Consider the following 19,942-nt stretch of genomic DNA (forward strand, 5'->3'; position numbering starts at 1 on the left):
AACACTTAAACAAGATTCTATTATAATTTTACATAATAATATATATGCAAGTTAAATGTCATTTATGCAGTTGGGTAGTGCTTTTTGAGCAATAAACAACTATCTAAAATTCTTGAGGGAAACTTTCAGGTTACAATATTCGATATCAACTACAGATATCATGACTGCCAACAAGACCCCACCCAGTGAAATGATCCGCGTGCCTACTGTACTAATTACGGTAGTACGTCACCTAGCCAAAATCCACCGCGACGGACACACAACAGCGTTAATGCAAGGATTACAGGAATTGATAGCGCAGTTCGATAGCAGTGTAAAACTAGAAGCAACCAGCGAATTACAGCAGGTGGAGGAGAAACTGGGAGAACTGGAAACGCACCTTTGTCAGCAAGATCAACAGGTGGCCACTAAATTGGAAGTGCTTGGTAAACAGTTAGAGAAGATTGAAAAAGCAATAGTTTCTGGTAGATACGGTGGTGGTAATTCTAGACCCCGGCGGTCAGGGTATCCCTACCAGTATCAACAACAACCAGTAGAAATCACATCTTTTGCTCCTGAGAACTTAGCGCAACGATTGGGGGTGACACAGCAGAGTTTGATTACGGAACGGGAAACCAAGAGTGAGAAAGAATTTATCAGTTGGTCCAGGAATCGAGATCCTAGTAGTTTAGGGTGGAAATTTCAGGTTAGTGATGGATTGTATTATCCGGTTAAGCAGTAGAATTAACGACGCTTGGGAACACTAATTGCCTGTACAGCCCGTTGTTTAACTTCCTCACCCCGGCGGTCATATCTTGATGTTAACTCTGGTGAGGCATGACCAGCTAATTTTTGGACGGTAACGATATCAGTGGAATCTAACAACTCAGAAATAAAAGTTCTCCGAAAATCATGGGCAGAAAAGTTAGTAACCCCAGCTTCTGCACCCCGTTTTTCTAAAATAAATAATACGGCTTGGGGTGTGAGTTGTCGCAAAGTCACCGCCCCGGCTTTATTAATGTGACAGATTAAAGCCCCAGCTTCCCGCCCTCTAATTTCTAACCAATCTTCGATAATTGGCAATGCCCCATCTGGTAAATAAACAGTGCGGTCTTTGCCACCCTTGCCACTGCGGACTTTCACACTGCCAGAATGCAAATCACTCAACATTAAATTCACAGCTTCCCCCCGGCGTAAACCTGCACCCCGCAAAATTGCTATCAATGCTGCATCCCTATAACCAATGGGAGTGGGGTCTTGAAAACATACTTGCATCAGGGCGTTAATTTCAGTTTCAGATAAAAAACGCCCCTTGAGTTCCTGAGATACCTTAATATTAGCGATGTCTACCGCCCGTGCGAAATCCCTAGCGTCCATTAATTCCAGACGTAATGCTTCCTTGAGTACCCGACGTAAAGCACTGAGCATTCTGTTGGCTGTGGCTGGTGCATACCGTTCCATCAAAATTACCCTGACAGCAGCGGTGTGTTTATAACGCAGTTCAGCCCAATTGAGAGTAAACGCATCACAAATATTACCCGTGATGATTTTGGCGATCGCATCCAGTGATTGTCTCATAGTGGGCTGAGAACCAGGGGATAGGCCAGAGAGATAGACAGCAGCGGGGTGTTCAGTTAGGGGGGTGGGCGCAGTCAAAGCTAGGGAACTGACAGCAGTTATTTCACCGATTTCTGTAGATTCATTCATTTACTTATCGGAAGAGGCATTCTAGTCACTTATATTTTCATAAGTAATTCCTTATCTATTCTCTCAGGTTTTCTCTAGCTTGTGGGTTTTCCTCTAAGAATTTTTCAGTGTTTCCCCCGTCTCATCGCTCCACTGCTTTTATATAATTGCTTGATCTTTTCCGCTCAGAAAATTTGGTGTTGAAGGGTGCGGTGTTTGTCGCAGTGCAAAGCAATGATAGTAGTTCTCGGATAAATGCTAATATTTTTATCATTTTGATACGAATATGATTACATAATCCTTTATGCTAATTAAGGTTGTTTTTAGCACGTAACCTTCTATGACTGGCGATAAAACTACGGAATTACCTCTTTGGGTGCAAGATAGAGAAAAAGTCCTTACTCATGATCAAGGGGTAGCATGGAGAGAAGGGAATAAGCCAGATTATTCCTACACCAATGAATTTCTGCATAAAGAAAGAAAATTCAATCATCCAGAAGGTTCATTAGAAGCTATTGCTCAAAACCTAGTGCGGACATTTGAGATGGAAGCTTCTTATAAACTGAATCCTCAACAGTGGCTTTCTATTGTTGTTGATAAGTTTAGAATGAGTAGTAATGGGGGACAACAATATACTGCTGAAGAAGTTGTTAAACAAGGAACTTACAACTTGTTTATAGTTGAAAATGAGCATTATTGTCCAGCCGCAGAAACTTTTGAATCTTCCTATGAACTATTTCATAATGCTTTTCCCAACGGTTTTTTATGGGAATTAACAGAAGTGCTTTCTGGTCCCCCTAATGTTAGCTTCAAATGGCGACATTGGGGAACATTTACAGGTACTTACAAAGAATATGTACCCACAGGAGAAACAATAGAAATCACGGGTATGAGTATTGCTCGTGTAACTGAAGACTTAAAGATTGAATCTTTAGAGCATTATTTTGATAATAATGCCTTTTTGCAAAAGTTAACCGCAGGTGGTTGTCCCTTTCATTCTTAGATAGAGTCCAGTTTTATAGGGTGTATTAGTAAGTTAATACACCCGCGCTTGCTTTTCTGGAGGGGTACACCATAGGCATTGCTACGGAAAAGTCGCTTATTTGAGATTTCCCCCAAGAAAATTTAGCAGTGGTTTTCAATCCTGGTTTTCCCCAGTCTGATTATTTTCCCCCAAGAAAATTTAGCGATTCTCAAACCCTGACAAATCAAACAACGACAACTGCCCCACAGAAATATTACCCTTACCACCGCGATGATAACTAAGATGACATTTTGGGCATAAAGCTACTAGATTTTCGGGTCTGTTGTCTGACGGATCACGATTCCAGTGGTGAACTTGTAAATATGCACGGGATTCCTTTGGTTGATCTGGAGGTAAAAGGCGATTACATTTCTGACAACACCAATTAGCTTTTTCCTTGATGGCTTTGGCTAGTTCTTTCCAGTGTTTTGGATATCCCATGATAACTATTGAAACTTGATATTAATATTATACTAAATAGATATGAATATAAATGATTTACTTTGTGAATGTGTCAGTAATTTACTATGGGGCTATTTAATGAAACCTGAAGAATTTGCCAAAGTTGTTGGTATTGCTGGACAAATAGCAACTAAAAGATGCCAAGCTATCGCAGTTTTTAGATATAATAATACCTATTATTTTGTTAATGCTTATGAATGGGAAAATGGTCGTCCCTGTGGTCAATACATTATTACTGTAGAACCCAACCAAAATCCCAATATGTCGCTTAATCTTGCCGGAACTTTGTCCTATCAATCCTTAGAGTCAGCATACTAAACAGTTCTGGTATCAGAATATCTAACTCTATTGGTTCACCAGTATAGATAACATCTGGAAAATCTTGAGGTTGAAAAACTCCATGAGGTAGATTTTCTCCAATTAGCCACATTTTAGCTCGGTAGTCAATGCGTTCACCATTAGGTAAATCAATCCAAAAATGTGGTTGAATTTCTTGGTTATGTAGAATCAAAACACCAATCATCGGCTGATGCTCAATGTTATGTTGAGTTAACACCGTATGACAAATGCGGGTCATGCCGTCGCATTCAGTCTGTGAACTATCATAGGGATCTAGAAGTTGTTTAATTTTTTGTGTCAACATTAAATTATTCTGCAATTAACTCCAATCCAGTTTCTCTAGCCACCCGTTGAGCTAACGATTCTCTAAAAGGACGGGGATTTGCTTTTAACCATTGAGAAAAATCTGCTAATATTTCAACGTATCTATCAATGTTTTGCTCTAACCAATCCGCCTGTAAGCCATACCCAATGTCTTGAAAAGTGAGGATAACACAGGCATAATTGAACATATTACATAATGAGGTAGCCCTAACCTCAGCTAATGCTTCCATCAATAGTGGTGGGTAATCAAAGGGAACTCTAATTTCTAATTTTTCCTTCATCAGTATTTTTTGACTAACAAACTTATGGAAACACAACAGAACTATTTTATTATCTTTGACACCATCAAGGGGGCTTTTCTTGCCTATGATGCCGAGAAAAACAGTTTAGTCACCTATAAAACCGAACAAGAAGCCCATGATGCCTTTGAGATTGGTTACAAAGAAAATCATGAAAAAGAGTCCGCAACTTGGTCTGGTAGTGCCGCAATCCATTGGATGAACCTACAACCTTTTGTTATCAGTTTACCAAATAATATAACCCCAGTGGAAGTAATCACCACCCTGGCGAATTGTGATCTCCCAGATATCAAGAGTTATTTTTTACATAGTAATGCTGTCCGTCATACTCAAGGTATTAAAGTAGATTTGGAAACCTGTCGGGGTTATCAAGTATCAGAAATAAAATTGATTGACCCTGAATGGTATAAAAAAGTTTCTTCAGTAAATGTTATGCCAAATTAAAAGGGTTCTTTAGTAACTATCAAATCAAAAGTATTAGTTAAATTCCAAAACTACGGTTTAAAATCTAGCTAGGTGACGATATCACAGTTGGTTAGTGATAGTATAAAGATGATTACTGACTGGAAAACTTATGGAAACACAGCAATATTTTTTCATTATCTTCGATACTTCAGAAGGTGCTTTTATTCTTTATGATATAAAAGATGGCTTGAAAGCATTTACAACAGAACAAGAAGCCCGTGATCTCTTTGAGTTAAACTATAAAGAAAAATATGAACGCAAAAAAGGAGATTGGAACGCGAGTGTCGTTATGCACTGGGTGAACTTAAAACCCTTTGTTGTGGCTTTACCAGCTAATTTAGAACCATTAGAGGCATTAACTATACTATCAAATTCTAATCAACCAGACCTTGGTATTTATTGTATATCAAGTAGTGTTGTACGGAAAATTCACGGACTTAAAGTAGATTTACAAACTTGTCGGGGTTATCAGGTATCAGAAATAAGAGTGATTAGCCCTGAATGGTGGCCACAAGAAGATCATGAAACGGCTTCAAAATCTAGCTAAATTACGATATTCCCCAAAGCTATCAATCAAATTAATAACCGCAGTTGATAATATCATCGGTAAATTATCACCAAACACTGTGGAAAATCTCACGGCTACATCTTCTTGCAATGCTTTGGACAATGATGTTGATATACCATAGTTTCTGTAGGCTAATTCAAAATGTGGTCGGGCTTTCTGTAATCGGGTTTGGGAAGGTAATTTATCGCGTTTTTTGTGGGAATTAAAATCTGGATCAGCAGGTACTAAATTCCACAGTTCATTAATGGGATAAAGTGACACTGGTAACAGATGGTCTAAATCGTAGTTAATCCCCTGATATATGGGTTTTTCAGTCCAGGGACATATAAATTCTGTGCCTTCCATTAACAGGATATCAATATTATTACGTTCCCAGGTCAATGGTCTACGGTTATCCGGTCTATAGGTCAATAACTGATAAATTAATCCTCTGTCTACTGGGGTTTCCTGTTTTACTTGTTCACTAAATAAACACCATTCATGAATAGATAATGCCTCAATCCATAGGGACATTTCCTGAAAAGTTTGCCATAAATCAGCGTTAATTATTAAACATTTATCCTGGGATTTAGTGCCAGGAATTGCTATAACTGTATCATCAATTTCTGTATATTTTAGGGGTTTATTAAATACTGTCCAATGACCTATACCAGCATATTTAATTGGCATTTCTAGAGCGTTGCTAATTGCAGTCACAGCAGCACTATAACATTGATGTAAAGATTTAGGGTAACTTTGATGTTTGCGGGGGATTCTGAGTTCATTAATCAAATAGAACCCATCGCTAGGATTGTAACTACTAACTATTGTTTCCCATTCATGCCTTAATTTAGTGAGTTCAGGACGGAACGACATATCATTTCTAAGTTGACCATTTAAAGTAGCCCGTTGTCCTTGATAGATGGGGGAATCTGGTTTGACAAAAGGCCAATAATAAGCCACCCAAAACTGTGCTAGTAATTTTAATGGTATGGCTACATCTGTTTGAAAATTACGTAAATCAGGAAAACTCAGGACAATATCATTAATAGCACGAAGTAAGGCGATTTTATAACTGGTTACTTTGGTATCATGTTTGAGGATTGTACTAAGAATTATATTGCCTGATAACATAATTATTGTAATTGTAATTGATTTAATTGCCGGGCTAAAAATTCCACTTGGGTTTTCATATATTCGATGTTTTTATAGGATGCTTCACTAGAGAAATTATAAAAATTGATAATCGCGGGAAAAACATCATCACTATGACTACAATCAAACCCTATCCACCAATAATCATCAGTTTTCGGTAACAATTGATGATTAACGGCTCTGGGGTCATCACTGTGATGGGATACTTCAGAAAATGTAATACTTTTATCAGTATAAATTTTCCTTAATTCATTATCAAACACATCCTTACCATAATAAGGATGTGTTGGGGGAATCCCCACATACCCACAGAACCAACCTGCATCTTGTCTAACAATTAAACAAGGGAAACCCAGAAAAACCCATTCAATGCGGTCAGGTTCTTGTTGCCATTCACCGTCTGCCCATGCAGATTTATCAATCCAATTCAGGGTTTCCATCTATAATATTCCCATTTTCATCACGTTTAACTTCTACTATTTTGACATCAAAACGTTCCCATTCCTGCACTGTAAACCCTACTGTGGTTTCTTTTGGATACCGTTGTGCCATTTGTTGCCAAGCTGCCTCTTCGTTGATTGCCGATATATAATGTCCTTGTCGTACTGTTAAATCATATTTACCAAGACAATCATGTGTATAAGGTTCATTACGAGTACATCTGTATTCTTTCATGAGTAATATTAACTTCTACATCAATAAGTTTATTAATCTTAGGGTATCGCGTTCTCATGGCATAGCCCCCAATAAACCGATATTATTGTTGTCTGTGATTGAGATGATGGGGCTGGGATTACTGCGAAATAATGAAATTCCCTTGTCGGGTGAGTTAATCGCCACGTTTCTCAATCTTTGGAGTCATTTAGAACCCATCCGTAACCCGGATATTGGGCTACCATTCTATCACCTCATCAGTGATGGGCTCTGGCACTATAGAATGAAATCAGGCTTTGAATCGTTACTGACTACCAAAGTCAAAATTAGGACTCCCCACACCATTCGGCAAACGGTGGATTATGCTTACCTGGACCCGGAACTGTGGTCATTACTGCAAAATGCTGAAACCCGTAATGTTTTGACTCACGTATTAATTGATAAGTGGTTTCCTAATAAATCTCAGCAGATACAAGAATTATTACAAGTCAATGTCTTTGGTGAATTGGAGGAAGAATTGCGATCGCAGGGTGGCAAAGTTTATGACCCCGCAGAATTAGAGGATGAGCAAATATCTATCGTCAGGGATACGGCTTTTCGGAAGATTGTTGTCACCACCTATAATCAAACCTGTGCTTTGTGTGGGATGAAAGTATTGGATACAGTGGGTCAAAATATTGTAGATGGATCACACATTAAACCATTTTCCCAGTTTTACGATGACCGCATCAATAACGGGATTTCCCTATGTAAAAACCATCATTGGGCATTTGATAGATTTTGGTTCACCCTTGACGATGATTACAGGGTAATTGTTGATGATAAACTCAAGGAACAATCACCCAACGCTAAACCGATTCGGGAATTTAGGGGAGAAAGTATAATCTTACCGAGTCAACAACAGTATTATCCTAGACTGGATGCTCTTGAGTGGCATCGTCAGGAGTTTTTAAGGCGCACGGCATGAACAAAATTAACAAAAAACCAAAGGGTTGGTATCAACAAATTGTGATTCGTCCTACTCTGTCTGTAGACGGTTACGAAAACTATGAGAAAATGTGTGGTTATATCGCTGATGTTTATTTCTCAGTAGATGAACCAACACTAAAAGAATTAATAAGAAAGAATTATAAAAATTCGTCAGGTATTAGTTTCTATACTCTCTTTAAAGTAGGACAAGTTAAGTGTCCGGCTTATTGGGTAGGTAAAGATTTACTAGCAGCCCTGATGCAGTCTGACTTAAGTATTGAACCTGAGAATCTCAATTGGGCAATGAAAACAGGGTTTTTTATGCTGCCCCAGAATGTAATTATATCACCCGAAAACCACAGTATTGATGCTATTTTCTGGCATTATGATACTGATGAAGATATGCTTTATTGGACGGCAATGGATAAAGCTAATTACTTCTGTCGGAAATTAAAGATATTCGATAATTTAAAACAGTTTAGATATACTGATACTCAAGATTTTGACCCCCAGGCAGTTGTAGATTTTAATGAATATTTACAATCAATATTTCTCAGATTGCTGTTGATCATGGAATGTCGTCCTGAACTGGTAGATACGACCAGCGAGATGATCACGGTCAACAAGGGATTTAGTAAGGCACAGGCACAGGACTTTTATCAACCATTGTGGATTGGCAGAAACTACTCTTTTAAAAGGGAAAGTGTCAAAGAAGGTAGCGGTACTGGCAGTGCTAAAAGTGTGCATTGGCGCAGGGGGTTCTTGCGGAATCAAGCCTATGGACAAGGCAGACAACAGCATAAACTGGTTTGGATTGAGCCGGTGTTAGTTATGGGTGGTCAAGAATCATAGACAAAATGTTTTTGCATCAAAATGCCGCTACATAGTTTACGATGTAAATATGGCAGTTAAATTAAGACAATTTATGTTTGAAACCAACGCTGAGGGAAAAGTCAGACTATATTTCACTGAAGATAAAGTTTGTATTGGTTCTTATGATGAAGTCACCAAATACGAACGAGAAACCCAGCAAAGTTATTGGGCATCGGAGTTTTTTAGTTTACCCCCAGACTATAATCCCATTGGGAAAACCGTTACTGAAATTAGTTTAATTACTGAAAATTATGATAAGTGATCAGGAAATTATCGCTAAATATAATGCTCAACGTGGCAAAGTTATTCAAGAATATAACCGCATTCAATTACCAGAATTGGTTGAAAAGATGGGGTCTAATCCTAATTACATGATGATGGATGATACTCATAATGATTGGAGTAATATCCAAAAATCCAGGTTGATTGAATCTTTTATTATTAATTTTCCGGTGCTACCCATTATTGTTTATGAGACATCAATTTATAATTATAAAATTATTGATGGTAAACAAAGAATAAAAGCAATTGTAGATTATTATAATAACAAGTTCCCCTTGACTGGATTAAAAGTTACTACTGAATTAAACGGTTGCACTTATGCTCATCTCCCAGTCAAGATTAGGGAAGTATTAAATCGTTATCCTCTAAAGTTTATAAATATTTTATTTCAAAATGATGTGAGTCCTGAACAAATTGCAAAATTATTAGAGATTGTTGCCGAAAGTTACCCATAGAGGATATATCAATGGATTTAAAAGAATACAACAGGAAACTTAAAGACCTTGAACAGCAGATACAAAAATTAGAAGAGGAATATATTTCATTATCACCGTTTAAAATTGGTGATATCGTCAAATACTGTCCCACCTGTGAACATTTTTTGAGAAGAGATGTTCAACCCAAATATTATATAGCCAAAATAGTTCCAGGAAATTCAGAAGATAGTGATTACAGATACTGCCTTGTTCCTCCAAAACGAGATGGAAGTATGCCACAGAAATTAACAAATTATCAAAAGGCATACATTCATGAAATTGAAATAATCGAATAAAAACGACTACTTGTATGGATAATAAATTAATATGGTACTTAGATTTAAACACTGGTGGTATTGTTCATTGTGATGATGAAATAAAACGAGTTCAAGATTTACTTAAAAAAGAGCAATCATAATTATGTCAGACTTAGAAATTACCGCTAAATATGCCTCTGGTGAAGAGAGATTACTTCAAGAACATGACCGTCTTAAATTACCAGAATTTGTGGAAAAGATGAAGAATAACCCTAATTATATTAGGATGGATGATACTCATAACGATTGGGATAATATCAAAAAATCCAAGTTAATTGAATCCTGGATTATTAATTTTCCTGTGCCACCACTTATCCTCTATGAAACAACATATCATAAATACAAAGTTGTTGATGGAAGACAAAGAATAAAAACCATAGTGGATTATTTTAATAATAAATTTGCGTTGACTGGGTTAGAAGTCGCCACACAATTCAATGGTTGTACTTATAAGAATTTACCAATAAAAATTCAGCGAGTATTAGATCGTTGTAATCTAAATATCATCAATGTTATGTCTGATGGTAATGTTAACCCTGAAGAAATGATTAAATTTATAGAAGTTATTGCAGAACGTTACAGATAAATAGAGGATATATCAATGGATTTGAAAGAATAGAATAAAGTCAACTAACTACGTATAGAGAGAGTAAATTAATATGTCCACAACATTAGATATCTATGCTTTAACATTACCTAAATGGGCAAAGCCGCACACTTGGAGTTTTCCCACATTAGCGAAAAGAGCAGGAATAGATGAATGGCGAGTTGAAGGTTCTTTATTTATTTGGTCTAAAGATTCTGTGGATTATGTTTGCAGAAATATGAATGATATCCATACAGTTGTCACCATCCTTGAAAATACCTGGAATGAATATAAGAATCCAGGGTGGACTTTAGAGCAATCAGTAAATGAGGAATTACTGACTTTGAGGGGTGATAAGGAAGAGGCTGAAGAAAAATTAGATAGAATCAACGCCAGAATTGAAACCCTTGAAACCTGGAAAGCAAGTCAATGTTAATGTCTAAACAAGCCCAACAATTTGCCATCTCCAAGCACGGTAATCAAAAATATGGTGAACATCCTTACTCATATCATCTGAATTATGTAGTTAATATTTTAACAGAATATGGTTATGCAGAAGACGACGCAATTGTATCCGCAGGTTGGTTACATGACACCATAGAAGATACTGATACTACTCATACAGTGTTGGTATTGGAATTTGGTAAAGAAATAGCTGATATTGTTTGGGCGGTTTCCAGTGAACCAGGCGAAAATAGACCAGCAAAATTTAGGAATACAGCACCGAAAATCATATCTAACAAAAAAGCTTTAGTTGTTAAATTAGCTGATAGGATAGCCAACACCGAAGCTAGTTTAGCAAATAATCCCAAGCTTTATCAAATGTATGTTAAAGAGTTTACCCTATTTCATGAACTTCTTTATCAGGATAATTTACCAATGTGGGAAAGACTTATAAAATTGTGTCAAGGATAATGTACTACGGTTATCGCTGTTATAGTAAAAACCATGAACCTTTAGGTTGGTTATATACATTTGATTGTGGTCGTGAATATGCCCACATTAATCGAGATTTTGAGTTATGTAAACGTTGGAAAACTCAAAGGGGTGCAGCAAAACATTTTGATGATTATAACAGTCGGTGGCAGTTTAAGAGTCAGGGTGGTTACTTAAAAGTAGAAGTAATGCCAGAGTTTACTGAACCAAAGTCTGCCGCTAAATCTAATCAACAACGGTGGAATGAGGCCAATCGTGATAAAGTTTCCCAGTCACAGGAGAAATATAATCAAAAACGTCCTGTTTTGTCATTCCGTCCCCAATCGGAAATATTAGAATGGTTAGAAGAAGAACGCTATATAGATAACGGTAAACTAGAAACTGATGTCGCACTGCTGAATCGGAAGTTAGCAAAATTGATGAAATTGGAACAACAGGGATATTAATTTTGGAAGTAAATTTATGTATAATTAAATAATATTTAGATGGAATTTAATTGAAATTTAGGAGTAACAAATGGCTACACTAATTAAAACCACCGGAACAGAAGAACAAATTGTCCTAGAAAGTCTCCAACAAATTCAAACACTGATTGATGGTTATATTGAACAAATTAATGTTGATGGGGGACTGCTGATGATAAATGAAGATGCGATGCCTTCGGCGAGCGGAGCTATCGCCAAAAATCTACCACTGAATGACAAAGCCTCTGCATTAGCTCAACAACCAATTAGAGGCAATGTGATTTTTGCAACTCATGATGAAGTAAGTGGTTAATGTGTCTAAGAAAACATTAAAATTTGAATTAATTGAAGGACTCCCAGAAGACCACGGAACTTATTTATTTTTGTTCAAAGATGATTCTATAAAACAAGGATATTTCGGTTCTTTTCCTGTTCCTTATCATGAAGAAGGGACTGTAAGAATTGCTGACTGTGAAGATGAGGAATTTCATTATGAAAAATGTCTTGGGTGGTTTAAACCTATAGAATAAATTATATATTTAAGGAAAACCAAAATGTTAAATGTAGAAACCGTATTTAAAAGTCGGGATTACATGACTCCAGAGCAATTAACTATCGTCAATGAATTTGAGCAGATGATAGAAACTGAGTATGCCCTGTGTTGTGGAGAAATGAAAAGAGCGAATACAGCAGCAGTATCTGGAAATAAAACAGCTAACATAGATGAAGAAAGAGCAATAGATTATTCTTGCTCAGAAATTGATGCAATTCGTGGTTATTGGTATGACCGATTATTTAATATTATCAAAATTATCGAACACCGGAATCCCCAGTTAAACAAAGAACTAGCACAAAAGTATTTGCATCATGAATAGTAATTCGGAGCGTCTATTCACAAACATTCAACAAAGAGCAAACGGTATTGACATCATTAACAAACATTCTGATTTTCTTCATAAAAGTATAGAAAGTTTGGTATTGGCTTATGGTCAACCCTTTAAGAAGCAGATAAAATCACCATTCAAGGGTCAACCTAAATCTTGCTTTGAAAACTGTGTCAAGGGATTAGTAAGATTTCCCGATCTAAGTTACTGTGAAGGATTTGCAATTGATGATGACCTGGATTTTGCAATATCCCATGCTTGGTTAGTTAATGATAATCTAGAAGTAATTGATCCAACGTGGATTGGTGAGAGATTTCAGAATAGTGCTTACTTTGGTGTGGTGTTCCATAAAGATTTTGTTAAAGAAATTTCGTTCAAAACTCGTTCCTACGGAATATTAGACAGCGATTACATGATTGAACACCAACTCAAACAAGGGGGTTTCCCGCCCCATGCCCTCAAAACATTAAAGGGGTAGTTTTCACTTTGTTGAACACCGGAATCCCCAATTAAACAAAGAATTAGCACAAAAGTATTTGCATCATGAACAATAATATAGGGTATCTAATTACAACCCTTCAACAAAAAGCAGAACTGTTTACTAAAGTTAACAAAAATCCTGATTTGCTTTATAAAAGTGTAGATAGTTTAGTTCTAGCTTACGGTCAACCCTTTATCAAGCAGATAAAATCACCATTCAAGGGTCAACCCAAATTTTGTTTTAAAAACTGTTATGAAGCATTATATGATTTCCCAAAATTAAGTTACTGTGAAGGGTTTGCAATAAGTAATCTTGGTATTCCTATAATCCATGCTTGGTTAGTTAATGATAACCTGGAAGTAATTGACCCCACATGGATTGGTGAGAGATTTCAAAATAGTTCTTACTTTGGTACAGTCTTCACTGAAGATTTTGTCTTAGAAATCGCAGATAAAACTCGTTCTTATGGAATACTAGACAGCGATTACATGATTGAATACCAACGTCAGGGTTTCCCGCCCCATGCTCTCAAAACATTCAAGGGGTGATTACTCATCTTCTAATTCTAATTCTAAATCTTCAGGGATATACCCGACAAACTCCTCATAAGCGATTTCTGCCATTCTGTAACACATTAATGCCCTGGTATCCTTGGAAGCAGAAAAATCATAACCTTCCCTGACTTCGTAGCCCATAACTTTATAAAACTTTCGGGCTAATTTATTTAATCTGTTAACTTTTGCATTTTCGTCTAATAGTTTATTGAACTTGGTTTTGAACTCCATAAAATCCATATTATCCTTTTTCATTTTATCCTCTAAGAATTTTTACTAAACAGTAAGCTACGCTAACGCCTGTGGCACTAGTATAACCAATCGCCCATTGACCTTTCCTCTAAGAATTTTCTACAAAGAAGCTGCACCGCCAAGTTTCCTCTAAGAAAATTGTGTGCTGTGGGTGCTACAGTCATAATTCATCGAGGATGTTCCAACAAAGTTGAAGCCACAGAAATATCGTATCTTTGTCCAGATTGTTTCACATCAAAGTCCATGATTAACCGTTTAATGTGCGAGAAATACTGATGTTTTCTAGCAATTAGTTCAGCAATCATTTGTGTAACTGTAGTTTTTGTAAAGTCTTTTCAGTTTCTAACAGTTTGGTGGGAGTTCAGATATATTGGCTTGCTTTGTACCAATAATAGCTACATATTCTAGAGACCTTCCATCCATATAAAATCGGTGCTGGTAGTCATGGGTCTGAGTAATCTGAAAAATGTCCATTGACCGTACCCAAGGATGCCATGCCAAAAAAGAAGTTTCACTTTTGTCTTCCCAGCGTTCTTTCTGAACATTGAAGACAACCCAGCTATTAGGTGTAATAGTATTAAATGCTGTAGACCAAGCACCGACAGGAATATGATTAAACCCAAGAGCAGAACCACAAACAATACAATTAAAACCTCGACTTCTGAGGGCTTTATCTACTGTGTCGCTTAAATTTGTTAGGTCTTCAACATAGTAATTTTCGTAAATTCCTGGATGTTCCCGTTGTGCAGCTTCGGCGGCTTCTGGCAGAATATCAATTCCAGTGATTGATTTGACTCCGATATCCTTTAAAGCTTTTCCTGCCATTCCACTTCCTGCACCAACTTCTAGCACTACCAGGTCTTCAATAGTACCACCAGTTTTGTTGACTTGATCTCTTAGTAAAGAAGACAGCACTGTATGAGATTTAGCTTGTAACTTTTCCATTAAATTTTCATACAGATGTGGAACTCGGTACACTTGGGCATAATCGTGTAATTTCAGCTTAACTTCTTTACCATCTCTCTTTAGCCAAAAAAACTCTTCCTGGATGACTAATTTGCTAGTTTCTTCTGGGATTCGGATTTCAAAATCAAGGTCTTGCATTGTTTTTTACTTTTTATTAGGGTTGGACAACTATTTTTTAGAATTTTAAAAAGTTATACCATATACTAAATTTCAAAGAATTGGCAGATATAGGAGTCAAATCATAATTTTTAGCCTTCGTCCCAAGGTGCGATGGGGTAAAGAATCCCTAAAATCTTTGGATTTCCTGGCCATAGTGCATCTCCTGTTTTAAATTGGTACTCATTCAATCTTATTTAATTACTGCATTACTTAAACGGTTGCTGGGAAATATCCTGCAAATCAACAGACTTGAGTAGGGAACGCCAATATGCCATGAGCCTCAAGTTTTGGGGGGATTCCCGACGTAACTGAACCAAGGTGGAAATTGCCTCTACCCAGATTCCATTTTTGGCATAGATAACAGCTTTTTGGAGAGGATTTGCCTGTTTGAGTTCCGATATCAGTTTTGCCGATGGTTCAACCCGTCGCACCAGTCCCCTAACATTAATCCCTGTAGAGGGGTCATCAGCATCACAATATATGTCAAATCTCCATAGATAATCTTTACCTACTTCTAAAGCCATATTTTCTGGCAAATTAATCTCTATGATTCCCTCATCTGATATTGGTATTTTTGTTTGGTAAATTTCCTCATCATTTGCCGGGACTATCAAACGAAACTCACCCTCAAGTTTTCCATCTGGTGACTCAATAAACTTTGATTCTATCTTTGGCACATTAACAAAAAACCCAGGACGAGCAGACATAGTTAAGGACGGACTATTATTCGGTACAATCCCCAGCATTTTTGACTTACGACATCCACAGTGACAGCCATGATATCCTGGTTCTTGTCGTCGCCATCGGTAGTTTTCATCTACAGTTACTTGCTCTGGTTTCTGAAACTGTATCTGTGCCTGGACTGGTGTGGCCATTAACGGCATTGCCAACAAAATCAAACCAATATATTTTTGCATACTGTATTATGGGATTACTGAAAGTTTCCTGGTTTCTATTCCAACAATTGTTCTAAATCCCCCAACAGTTTCTCTAGCTTCTTGGTTTTCTTGGCATCTTCCCACACCTGGGCATTCTTCAATCTTTTACCAATCTCAGAATATTTAGCATTCAATGTTTCTTTGACTGTGGGTTTCCCTGGGGTTAATTCCTTGACTAACTGCTTAATCTCACTTAATGACAGATTTTCATTGATAACTTTATCCAGTAATCCCCTACGTTCACCCTCATCTTTAACTTTAGCAACAGCCCTAGCTTTGGTGTATTCTAGTTGACCCTGACGCAAGCTTTCCAGGACATCATCGGGTAAATTCAACAATGGTAAACGACTAGTCCGAAAACTTTCAGCGGTGAATCTCCCCACACCCTGTAACACCGATTCCACAATTTCCAGTTGACGGGAAACGTTTTCCGTAAGTTCTAAGTTACGTCTTTTAGCGTTGGCGACTTGATTGAGAATTGATATAACCTCACCAGAATTTACATCAAGTTCAATACAGAGTAATTCTAGAATCCCCTCGGTTTCTTCAATGGGGTTGAGGTCTTCCCGTTGCAGGTTTTCCAATAAAGCGATTTGCAGGGTTTGATGATCTGATAATTCTTTACTGATAATCGGTACTTCCGTCAACCCCGCTGCTTTGGCCGCCCGGAGTCGGCGTTCACCAGCGACTAACTCAAATTCACCATTAACAGCACGCACCAACAAAGGTTGTAAAATCCCGTGTTCTTTAACTGACTGCACCAATTGACTGAGTTTTTCCGGGTCAAAATACCGTCGGGGTTGTTGAGCAGGTAAACGAATTTTATCAATATTAACGGTGGCAGTTGGTGATTCTACATCCATACTCAGTAAATCTTCCACACCACGCATTTTCGGGAGTTCTAATTTCTTGACCATCACAGTTTCTCCATCCCCAATGCTATCTTTTTCAACACTGCGATCGCTGGATGTTTGGGGTCATACACAGCCAACGGTTGACTATTCATCACTGCATCCGCAAAGGCTGTGGCACGGGGTATCTTGGGATAAACTTTAGCTAGTGGGGATAACTGCTGTTCCAAAGCCTCCAAAATCACTTTGTCTTGGTTGGCGTTCACATACAAGGTTGGCACAAATCCGGCGATCGCTAATTTAGAATTGATATGTTTCTTCACCTGTTTGATGCTATCCAATAATAACTCCGTTCCCTTGAATGCTTTGTAATGAGTCTGGACTGGGACTAAAACATGAGTAGCAGCACAGAGTCCGAGAATACTGAGAATACCCAGAGAAGGAGGACAGTCAATCAAAATGAAATCGTAGTTATTTAAAATGGGTTCTAAAGCTTGTTTGAGACGTAGTTCCCTGGCCATAACCGCAGAGAGTTGTAATTCTACAGCACTGAGGGTAATATTAGCCGGGGCTAAATCCATACCGTGTAAATTGTGGTGAATTGGTAATTTAGTCTCTGGTGTGAGCAGGGAGTCAGCCACGATTTCTTCGAGTTCATGGGGTTCAAGTCCCATAAAAGTTGTTAGGGATGCCTGGGGGTCAGTATCCACCAATAAAACTTTATGTTTGAGGGAAAGATGATAACCCAAATTCATCGTTAGACTGGTTTTCATCACCCCACCGGCTTGATTGAAAATAGCAATAATTTTAGTCACAATTTTCTTTAAATTCTTGGTTCTACGGTTTATGCTAATACTTGAGAGTCAGGAAAAATCAGGGGTTATTCATCAGTAAAATCCTTACTTTATTATTGCATTTTTTTGTCATAAAAACTCTACCTTTAGTTATTATTTAACGATAAAATTATGAATAACTTTACACTCTCTGGCAACATTGTTGATGTTCTCCACCGTCGCATTTTCCCCGGTACTATCTACATTCAGGATGGACGCATTCAAACCATAGTCCAAGACCAGGGGCAATATTCACAGTACATTCTTCCCGGTTTTGTTGATGCTCATGTTCATATCGAAAGCTCGATGCTTGTGCCTAGTGAATTTGCCCGATTAGCGACGGTGCATGGTACGGTGTCCTCTGTCTCTGACCCCCACGAAATCGCCAATGTGTTGGGTTTGGCAGGTGTGGAATTTATGATAGACAATGCCGCCCAGACTCCTTTTACAATAGCCTTTGGTTTTCCTGCTTGTGTCCCTGCCACCGAGTTTGAAACTGCTGGGGCAAAACTGACGGTAAACGATTTCCGTCAACTGGTTTCCCAGGGGATTTCTTATCTGAGTGAGGTGATGAATGTTCCTGGTGTTTTGGCAGATGATGTAGAAATGATGGACAAAATTCACCTAGCGCAAAGTCTGGGACTACCCATTGATGGTCACGCACCGGGGTTATCTGGTACAGGATTACGTAAATATACTGCTCAAATTACCACTGATCATGAATGTTCCACACTAAATGAAGCTGTAGAGAAATTAGCATTGGGAATGAAGATACAGATCCGGGAGGGTTCAGCAACTAAAAACTTTGATGCCCTGCACAGTTTGATTGACTCTTACCCTGAACATTGTATGTTTTGTAGCGATGATAAACACCCTGATGATTTAGTTACTGGACACATTAATCTACTGGTGAAACGGGCTGTGGCATTAGGTCACGATGTGATGAATGTGCTGCAAATTGCCTGTGTGAACCCCGTCAAACATTACAATCTTGATGTGGGACTATTGCAGATTGGTGATATTGCAGATTTGATTGTTGTCAATAATTTACAAGATTTTCAGGTGTTGGCTACCTATTGTCAGGGAATATTAACAGCAAAAACAGGGTCAACTTTGTTACCATCAGTTCCTATTATACCCATCAATAAATTTATCACTACTCCAAAAACACCGGGGGACTTTGCAATTACCGCCAGGGGTGCAACAGCCAGAGTCATCACCGTTACCGATGGACAATTAATCACAGGGGAAAAGTGTGTACCAGCACATATTGAAAACGGTGAGGTTATAGCTGACTTAGAGCAAGATATCCTAAAAATTACGGTTGTTAATCGGTATCAAGACAAACCCCCAGCATTGGCATTAGTGCAGAACTTTGGATTGAAACGGGGGGCGATAGCTTCGAGTGTGGCGCATGATTCCCATAATATTGTGGCAGTGGGGACAACCGACACGGAAATCTGTGCAGCGATAAATGCCATCATTCAACATCAAGGTGGTATTGCAGTAGTAGAAGACAATGTAGTTCATGTATTACCTTTACCTGTGGCTGGGTTGATGAGTGATACTGATGGTTATGAGGTAGCAAAACAGTATGCAGAACTTGATGCTGGGGCAAAACGATTAGGGTCAAAACTGACTGCACCATTCATGACACTTTCATTTATGGCATTGTTGGTGATACCAAACTTAAAACTCAGTGACCGGGGGTTATTTAGTGGTCAAGAGTTCCGGTTTGTGTCGTTGTGGAGTGATACAAAATAAACGATGTTTGTGGTGTTTTTGTGGGGATTGTCAATGTTTAATATTGATTTATTTTAGCTAAAATAATGTTAGAATCGGACTAATTTATGGAACTCAACAAATGCCAACTATTGCGGAAAGAAAAGCGGCTCTAAAAGTTTCCCAAAATATAGCATTGACAGCCCTAAAAAAGAAACTCAAGAATGATTTAGATTATCTGAAAATCGCAAGACAAAAGCAGATAATGGATATCAAAACCACTCTTGCCAATGACGTGGTGAAGATGAAAGCTGCTCATAAAGCTCAAATAGATGCAGTGAAAGCAAAAAACAAAAATGATTTGGCTGCTATCAAATAAATTGACCCTCTGCAAAAAGATGATTGAACTTAACTTTATAGATGCCATGCCGGGGTTTATTTCAATTATTGACTTAAACCTGAGAT

The 19,942-nt window shown here is 37.9% G+C and carries 34 protein-coding genes; 21 read left to right on the top strand and 13 right to left on the bottom strand.

The genetic code is table 11. The features are described 5' to 3' along the window. The first annotated feature begins 160 nt into the window (after positions 1–160). Positions 161–721 (top strand): hypothetical protein, encoded by a 561-nt coding sequence (locus FJR11_RS19385; protein WP_168506669.1) that lies wholly within the window; start codon positions 161–163, stop codon positions 719–721. Between the two features lie 2 nt (positions 722–723). Here the strand turns inward: FJR11_RS19385 and FJR11_RS19390 are convergent, their stop codons facing one another. After that, entirely contained in the window at positions 724–1,686 is a 963-nt protein-coding gene (locus FJR11_RS19390) for a tyrosine-type recombinase/integrase (RefSeq protein WP_168506671.1), read from the bottom strand. A 319-nt stretch (positions 1,687–2,005) separates the two neighbouring features. Between FJR11_RS19390 and FJR11_RS19395 the strand changes: the two genes are divergently transcribed. After that, complete coding sequence (locus FJR11_RS19395; protein WP_168506673.1) at positions 2,006–2,668, top strand: ester cyclase; 663 nt, start codon at positions 2,006–2,008, stop codon at positions 2,666–2,668. 180 nt (positions 2,669–2,848) lie between these two features. Here the strand turns inward: FJR11_RS19395 and FJR11_RS19400 are convergent, their stop codons facing one another. Beyond that, entirely contained in the window at positions 2,849–3,130 is a 282-nt protein-coding gene (locus tag FJR11_RS19400; RefSeq protein WP_168506675.1) for an HNH endonuclease signature motif containing protein, read from the bottom strand. 42 nt (positions 3,131–3,172) lie between these two features. Between FJR11_RS19400 and FJR11_RS19405 the strand changes: the two genes are divergently transcribed. Continuing rightward, on the top strand, positions 3,173–3,469 hold the full coding sequence (locus FJR11_RS19405; protein WP_168506677.1) for a hypothetical protein: 297 nt from the start codon (positions 3,173–3,175) through the stop codon (positions 3,467–3,469). Here the strand turns inward: FJR11_RS19405 and FJR11_RS19410 are convergent. Further along, a complete protein-coding gene (locus FJR11_RS19410) occupies positions 3,420–3,794 on the bottom strand; it encodes a hypothetical protein (RefSeq protein ID WP_168506679.1) in 375 nt (124 codons plus the stop codon). The two genes, FJR11_RS19405 and FJR11_RS19410, sit on opposite strands and share 50 nt — an antisense overlap. A gap of 4 nt (positions 3,795–3,798) precedes the next feature. Further along, positions 3,799–4,095 carry a hypothetical protein gene (locus tag FJR11_RS19415; RefSeq protein WP_168506681.1) on the bottom strand — a complete coding sequence of 99 codons (297 nt, stop codon included), beginning with the start codon at positions 4,093–4,095 and terminating at the stop codon, positions 3,799–3,801. A gap of 24 nt (positions 4,096–4,119) precedes the next feature. Here FJR11_RS19415 and FJR11_RS19420 point away from each other — a divergent pair, with 24 nt between their 5' ends. Further along, positions 4,120–4,557 carry a hypothetical protein gene (locus FJR11_RS19420; RefSeq protein ID WP_168506683.1) on the top strand — a complete coding sequence of 146 codons (438 nt, stop codon included), beginning with the start codon at positions 4,120–4,122 and terminating at the stop codon, positions 4,555–4,557. Between the two features lie 130 nt (positions 4,558–4,687). Next, positions 4,688–5,125 (top strand): hypothetical protein, encoded by a 438-nt coding sequence (locus tag FJR11_RS19425; RefSeq protein ID WP_168506685.1) that lies wholly within the window; start codon positions 4,688–4,690, stop codon positions 5,123–5,125. Here FJR11_RS19425 and FJR11_RS19430 read toward each other — a convergent pair. The 3 genes from FJR11_RS19430 to FJR11_RS19440 are packed head-to-tail and all read right to left on the bottom strand — an operon-like array spanning position 5,111 to position 6,955. Continuing rightward, the gene (locus FJR11_RS19430) at positions 5,111–6,259 is read right to left on the bottom strand and encodes an HNH endonuclease domain-containing protein (protein WP_168506687.1); all 1,149 of its coding nucleotides are present in this window, start codon (positions 6,257–6,259) and stop codon (positions 5,111–5,113) included. The two genes, FJR11_RS19425 and FJR11_RS19430, sit on opposite strands and share 15 nt — an antisense overlap. Before the next feature lie 2 nt (positions 6,260–6,261). After that, the gene (locus FJR11_RS19435; protein WP_168506689.1) at positions 6,262–6,720 is read right to left on the bottom strand and encodes a hypothetical protein; all 459 of its coding nucleotides are present in this window, start codon (positions 6,718–6,720) and stop codon (positions 6,262–6,264) included. Beyond that, the gene (locus FJR11_RS19440; protein WP_168506691.1) at positions 6,698–6,955 is read right to left on the bottom strand and encodes a hypothetical protein; all 258 of its coding nucleotides are present in this window, start codon (positions 6,953–6,955) and stop codon (positions 6,698–6,700) included. Before FJR11_RS19440 ends, FJR11_RS19435 begins: the two co-directional genes overlap by 23 nt. On the opposite strand from FJR11_RS19440, the gene FJR11_RS19445 reads away from it, so the two are divergent. From FJR11_RS19445 to FJR11_RS19510, 14 genes are all read left to right on the top strand, one after another. Continuing rightward, complete coding sequence (locus FJR11_RS19445) at positions 6,954–7,901, top strand: HNH endonuclease (RefSeq protein ID WP_168506693.1); 948 nt, start codon at positions 6,954–6,956, stop codon at positions 7,899–7,901. The two genes, FJR11_RS19440 and FJR11_RS19445, sit on opposite strands and share 2 nt — an antisense overlap. Next, positions 7,898–8,755: a hypothetical protein gene (locus tag FJR11_RS19450; protein WP_174763137.1), complete on the top strand. Its 858-nt coding sequence runs from the start codon at positions 7,898–7,900 to the stop codon at positions 8,753–8,755. The genes FJR11_RS19445 and FJR11_RS19450 overlap by 4 nt, the downstream gene beginning before the upstream one ends. 49 nt (positions 8,756–8,804) lie before the next feature. After that, on the top strand, positions 8,805–9,038 hold the full coding sequence (locus tag FJR11_RS19455) for a hypothetical protein (protein ID WP_217358246.1): 234 nt from the start codon (positions 8,805–8,807) through the stop codon (positions 9,036–9,038). Then, on the top strand, positions 9,028–9,513 hold the full coding sequence (locus FJR11_RS19460) for a DUF262 domain-containing protein (RefSeq protein WP_168506697.1): 486 nt from the start codon (positions 9,028–9,030) through the stop codon (positions 9,511–9,513). The genes FJR11_RS19455 and FJR11_RS19460 overlap by 11 nt, the downstream gene beginning before the upstream one ends. Before the next feature lie 11 nt (positions 9,514–9,524). After that, on the top strand, positions 9,525–9,830 hold the full coding sequence (locus tag FJR11_RS19465) for a hypothetical protein (protein ID WP_168506699.1): 306 nt from the start codon (positions 9,525–9,527) through the stop codon (positions 9,828–9,830). 124 nt (positions 9,831–9,954) lie between these two features. Next, entirely contained in the window at positions 9,955–10,437 is a 483-nt protein-coding gene (locus tag FJR11_RS19470) for a DUF262 domain-containing protein (RefSeq protein ID WP_174763138.1), read from the top strand. A 73-nt stretch (positions 10,438–10,510) separates the two neighbouring features. Further along, positions 10,511–10,873 carry a hypothetical protein gene (locus tag FJR11_RS19475; protein ID WP_168506701.1) on the top strand — a complete coding sequence of 121 codons (363 nt, stop codon included), beginning with the start codon at positions 10,511–10,513 and terminating at the stop codon, positions 10,871–10,873. Further along, positions 10,873–11,352 carry an HD domain-containing protein gene (locus FJR11_RS19480; protein WP_217358247.1) on the top strand — a complete coding sequence of 160 codons (480 nt, stop codon included), beginning with the start codon at positions 10,873–10,875 and terminating at the stop codon, positions 11,350–11,352. The genes FJR11_RS19475 and FJR11_RS19480 overlap by 1 nt, the downstream gene beginning before the upstream one ends. Next, on the top strand, positions 11,340–11,819 hold the full coding sequence (locus FJR11_RS19485; protein WP_217358248.1) for a hypothetical protein: 480 nt from the start codon (positions 11,340–11,342) through the stop codon (positions 11,817–11,819). The genes FJR11_RS19480 and FJR11_RS19485 overlap by 13 nt, the downstream gene beginning before the upstream one ends. A gap of 70 nt (positions 11,820–11,889) precedes the next feature. Continuing rightward, on the top strand, positions 11,890–12,150 hold the full coding sequence (locus tag FJR11_RS19490) for a hypothetical protein (RefSeq protein ID WP_168506705.1): 261 nt from the start codon (positions 11,890–11,892) through the stop codon (positions 12,148–12,150). A 1-nt stretch (position 12,151) separates the two neighbouring features. Further along, positions 12,152–12,367, top strand: coding sequence for a hypothetical protein (locus FJR11_RS19495; RefSeq protein ID WP_168506707.1), 216 nt, complete (start codon positions 12,152–12,154; stop codon positions 12,365–12,367). A gap of 24 nt (positions 12,368–12,391) precedes the next feature. Beyond that, a complete protein-coding gene (locus tag FJR11_RS19500; RefSeq protein WP_168506709.1) occupies positions 12,392–12,712 on the top strand; it encodes a hypothetical protein in 321 nt (106 codons plus the stop codon). Then, on the top strand, positions 12,705–13,199 hold the full coding sequence (locus tag FJR11_RS19505) for a hypothetical protein (RefSeq protein WP_168506711.1): 495 nt from the start codon (positions 12,705–12,707) through the stop codon (positions 13,197–13,199). The genes FJR11_RS19500 and FJR11_RS19505 overlap by 8 nt, the downstream gene beginning before the upstream one ends. Positions 13,200–13,264: 65 nt before the next feature. Then, positions 13,265–13,750, top strand: a complete 486-nt coding sequence (locus FJR11_RS19510; RefSeq protein WP_168506713.1) for a hypothetical protein — start codon at positions 13,265–13,267, stop codon at positions 13,748–13,750. On the opposite strand, the gene FJR11_RS19515 is transcribed toward FJR11_RS19510, so the two are convergent. The 6 genes from FJR11_RS19515 to FJR11_RS19540 form a co-directional block, all read right to left on the bottom strand. Then, entirely contained in the window at positions 13,751–14,011 is a 261-nt protein-coding gene (locus FJR11_RS19515) for a hypothetical protein (protein WP_168506715.1), read from the bottom strand. It lies immediately after the preceding gene. A 164-nt stretch (positions 14,012–14,175) separates the two neighbouring features. Then, positions 14,176–14,313, bottom strand: a complete 138-nt coding sequence (locus FJR11_RS19520; RefSeq protein ID WP_168506717.1) for a hypothetical protein — start codon at positions 14,311–14,313, stop codon at positions 14,176–14,178. A gap of 37 nt (positions 14,314–14,350) precedes the next feature. After that, positions 14,351–15,112: a class I SAM-dependent methyltransferase gene (locus FJR11_RS19525; RefSeq protein WP_168506719.1), complete on the bottom strand. Its 762-nt coding sequence runs from the start codon at positions 15,110–15,112 to the stop codon at positions 14,351–14,353. A gap of 227 nt (positions 15,113–15,339) precedes the next feature. After that, entirely contained in the window at positions 15,340–16,050 is a 711-nt protein-coding gene (locus FJR11_RS19530; protein WP_168506721.1) for a DUF928 domain-containing protein, read from the bottom strand. 35 nt (positions 16,051–16,085) lie between these two features. Then, on the bottom strand, positions 16,086–16,988 hold the full coding sequence (locus tag FJR11_RS19535) for a ParB/RepB/Spo0J family partition protein (RefSeq protein ID WP_168506723.1): 903 nt from the start codon (positions 16,986–16,988) through the stop codon (positions 16,086–16,088). Continuing rightward, positions 16,988–17,737 (bottom strand): ParA family protein, encoded by a 750-nt coding sequence (locus tag FJR11_RS19540; RefSeq protein WP_168506725.1) that lies wholly within the window; start codon positions 17,735–17,737, stop codon positions 16,988–16,990. The genes FJR11_RS19535 and FJR11_RS19540 overlap by 1 nt, the downstream gene beginning before the upstream one ends. A 150-nt stretch (positions 17,738–17,887) precedes the next feature. On the opposite strand from FJR11_RS19540, the gene ade reads away from it, so the two are divergent. Together ade and FJR11_RS19550 are read left to right on the top strand one after the other, a co-directional pair. After that, the gene (gene ade, locus FJR11_RS19545) at positions 17,888–19,519 is read left to right on the top strand and encodes an adenine deaminase (protein ID WP_168506728.1); all 1,632 of its coding nucleotides are present in this window, start codon (positions 17,888–17,890) and stop codon (positions 19,517–19,519) included. Positions 19,520–19,619: 100 nt separating this feature from the next. Further along, on the top strand, positions 19,620–19,856 hold the full coding sequence (locus FJR11_RS19550) for a hypothetical protein (RefSeq protein WP_168506730.1): 237 nt from the start codon (positions 19,620–19,622) through the stop codon (positions 19,854–19,856). Positions 19,857–19,942: the final 86 nt, after the last annotated feature.

Origin of the sequence: Anabaena sp. UHCC 0187 (assembly GCF_009712035.1) — a bacterium.
Classification (GTDB): Bacteria; Cyanobacteriota; Cyanobacteriia; order Cyanobacteriales; family Nostocaceae; genus Dolichospermum.

Coding starts and splice junctions, on each gene's coding strand:
- FJR11_RS19385 (WP_168506669.1), top strand. CDS start 161: ATGACTGCCAACAAGACCCCACCCAGTGAAATGATCCGCGTGCCTACT.
- FJR11_RS19390 (WP_168506671.1), bottom strand. CDS start 1,686: ATGAATGAATCTACAGAAATCGGTGAAATAACTGCTGTCAGTTCCCTA.
- FJR11_RS19395 (WP_168506673.1), top strand. CDS start 2,006: ATGACTGGCGATAAAACTACGGAATTACCTCTTTGGGTGCAAGATAGA.
- FJR11_RS19400 (WP_168506675.1), bottom strand. CDS start 3,130: ATGGGATATCCAAAACACTGGAAAGAACTAGCCAAAGCCATCAAGGAA.
- FJR11_RS19405 (WP_168506677.1), top strand. CDS start 3,173: ATGAATATAAATGATTTACTTTGTGAATGTGTCAGTAATTTACTATGG.
- FJR11_RS19410 (WP_168506679.1), bottom strand. CDS start 3,794: ATGTTGACACAAAAAATTAAACAACTTCTAGATCCCTATGATAGTTCA.
- FJR11_RS19415 (WP_168506681.1), bottom strand. CDS start 4,095: ATGAAGGAAAAATTAGAAATTAGAGTTCCCTTTGATTACCCACCACTA.
- FJR11_RS19420 (WP_168506683.1), top strand. CDS start 4,120: ATGGAAACACAACAGAACTATTTTATTATCTTTGACACCATCAAGGGG.
- FJR11_RS19425 (WP_168506685.1), top strand. CDS start 4,688: ATGGAAACACAGCAATATTTTTTCATTATCTTCGATACTTCAGAAGGT.
- FJR11_RS19430 (WP_168506687.1), bottom strand. CDS start 6,259: ATGTTATCAGGCAATATAATTCTTAGTACAATCCTCAAACATGATACC.
- FJR11_RS19435 (WP_168506689.1), bottom strand. CDS start 6,720: ATGGAAACCCTGAATTGGATTGATAAATCTGCATGGGCAGACGGTGAA.
- FJR11_RS19445 (WP_168506693.1), top strand. CDS start 6,954: ATGAGTAATATTAACTTCTACATCAATAAGTTTATTAATCTTAGGGTA.
- FJR11_RS19440 (WP_168506691.1), bottom strand. CDS start 6,955: ATGAAAGAATACAGATGTACTCGTAATGAACCTTATACACATGATTGT.
- FJR11_RS19450 (WP_174763137.1), top strand. CDS start 7,898: ATGAACAAAATTAACAAAAAACCAAAGGGTTGGTATCAACAAATTGTG.
- FJR11_RS19455 (WP_217358246.1), top strand. CDS start 8,805: ATGGCAGTTAAATTAAGACAATTTATGTTTGAAACCAACGCTGAGGGA.
- FJR11_RS19460 (WP_168506697.1), top strand. CDS start 9,028: ATGATAAGTGATCAGGAAATTATCGCTAAATATAATGCTCAACGTGGC.
- FJR11_RS19465 (WP_168506699.1), top strand. CDS start 9,525: ATGGATTTAAAAGAATACAACAGGAAACTTAAAGACCTTGAACAGCAG.
- FJR11_RS19470 (WP_174763138.1), top strand. CDS start 9,955: ATGTCAGACTTAGAAATTACCGCTAAATATGCCTCTGGTGAAGAGAGA.
- FJR11_RS19475 (WP_168506701.1), top strand. CDS start 10,511: ATGTCCACAACATTAGATATCTATGCTTTAACATTACCTAAATGGGCA.
- FJR11_RS19480 (WP_217358247.1), top strand. CDS start 10,873: ATGTCTAAACAAGCCCAACAATTTGCCATCTCCAAGCACGGTAATCAA.
- FJR11_RS19490 (WP_168506705.1), top strand. CDS start 11,890: ATGGCTACACTAATTAAAACCACCGGAACAGAAGAACAAATTGTCCTA.
- FJR11_RS19500 (WP_168506709.1), top strand. CDS start 12,392: ATGTTAAATGTAGAAACCGTATTTAAAAGTCGGGATTACATGACTCCA.
- FJR11_RS19505 (WP_168506711.1), top strand. CDS start 12,705: ATGAATAGTAATTCGGAGCGTCTATTCACAAACATTCAACAAAGAGCA.
- FJR11_RS19510 (WP_168506713.1), top strand. CDS start 13,265: ATGAACAATAATATAGGGTATCTAATTACAACCCTTCAACAAAAAGCA.
- FJR11_RS19515 (WP_168506715.1), bottom strand. CDS start 14,011: ATGAAAAAGGATAATATGGATTTTATGGAGTTCAAAACCAAGTTCAAT.
- FJR11_RS19520 (WP_168506717.1), bottom strand. CDS start 14,313: ATGATTGCTGAACTAATTGCTAGAAAACATCAGTATTTCTCGCACATT.
- FJR11_RS19525 (WP_168506719.1), bottom strand. CDS start 15,112: ATGCAAGACCTTGATTTTGAAATCCGAATCCCAGAAGAAACTAGCAAA.
- FJR11_RS19530 (WP_168506721.1), bottom strand. CDS start 16,050: ATGCAAAAATATATTGGTTTGATTTTGTTGGCAATGCCGTTAATGGCC.
- FJR11_RS19535 (WP_168506723.1), bottom strand. CDS start 16,988: ATGGTCAAGAAATTAGAACTCCCGAAAATGCGTGGTGTGGAAGATTTA.
- ade (WP_168506728.1), top strand. CDS start 17,888: ATGAATAACTTTACACTCTCTGGCAACATTGTTGATGTTCTCCACCGT.
- FJR11_RS19550 (WP_168506730.1), top strand. CDS start 19,620: ATGCCAACTATTGCGGAAAGAAAAGCGGCTCTAAAAGTTTCCCAAAAT.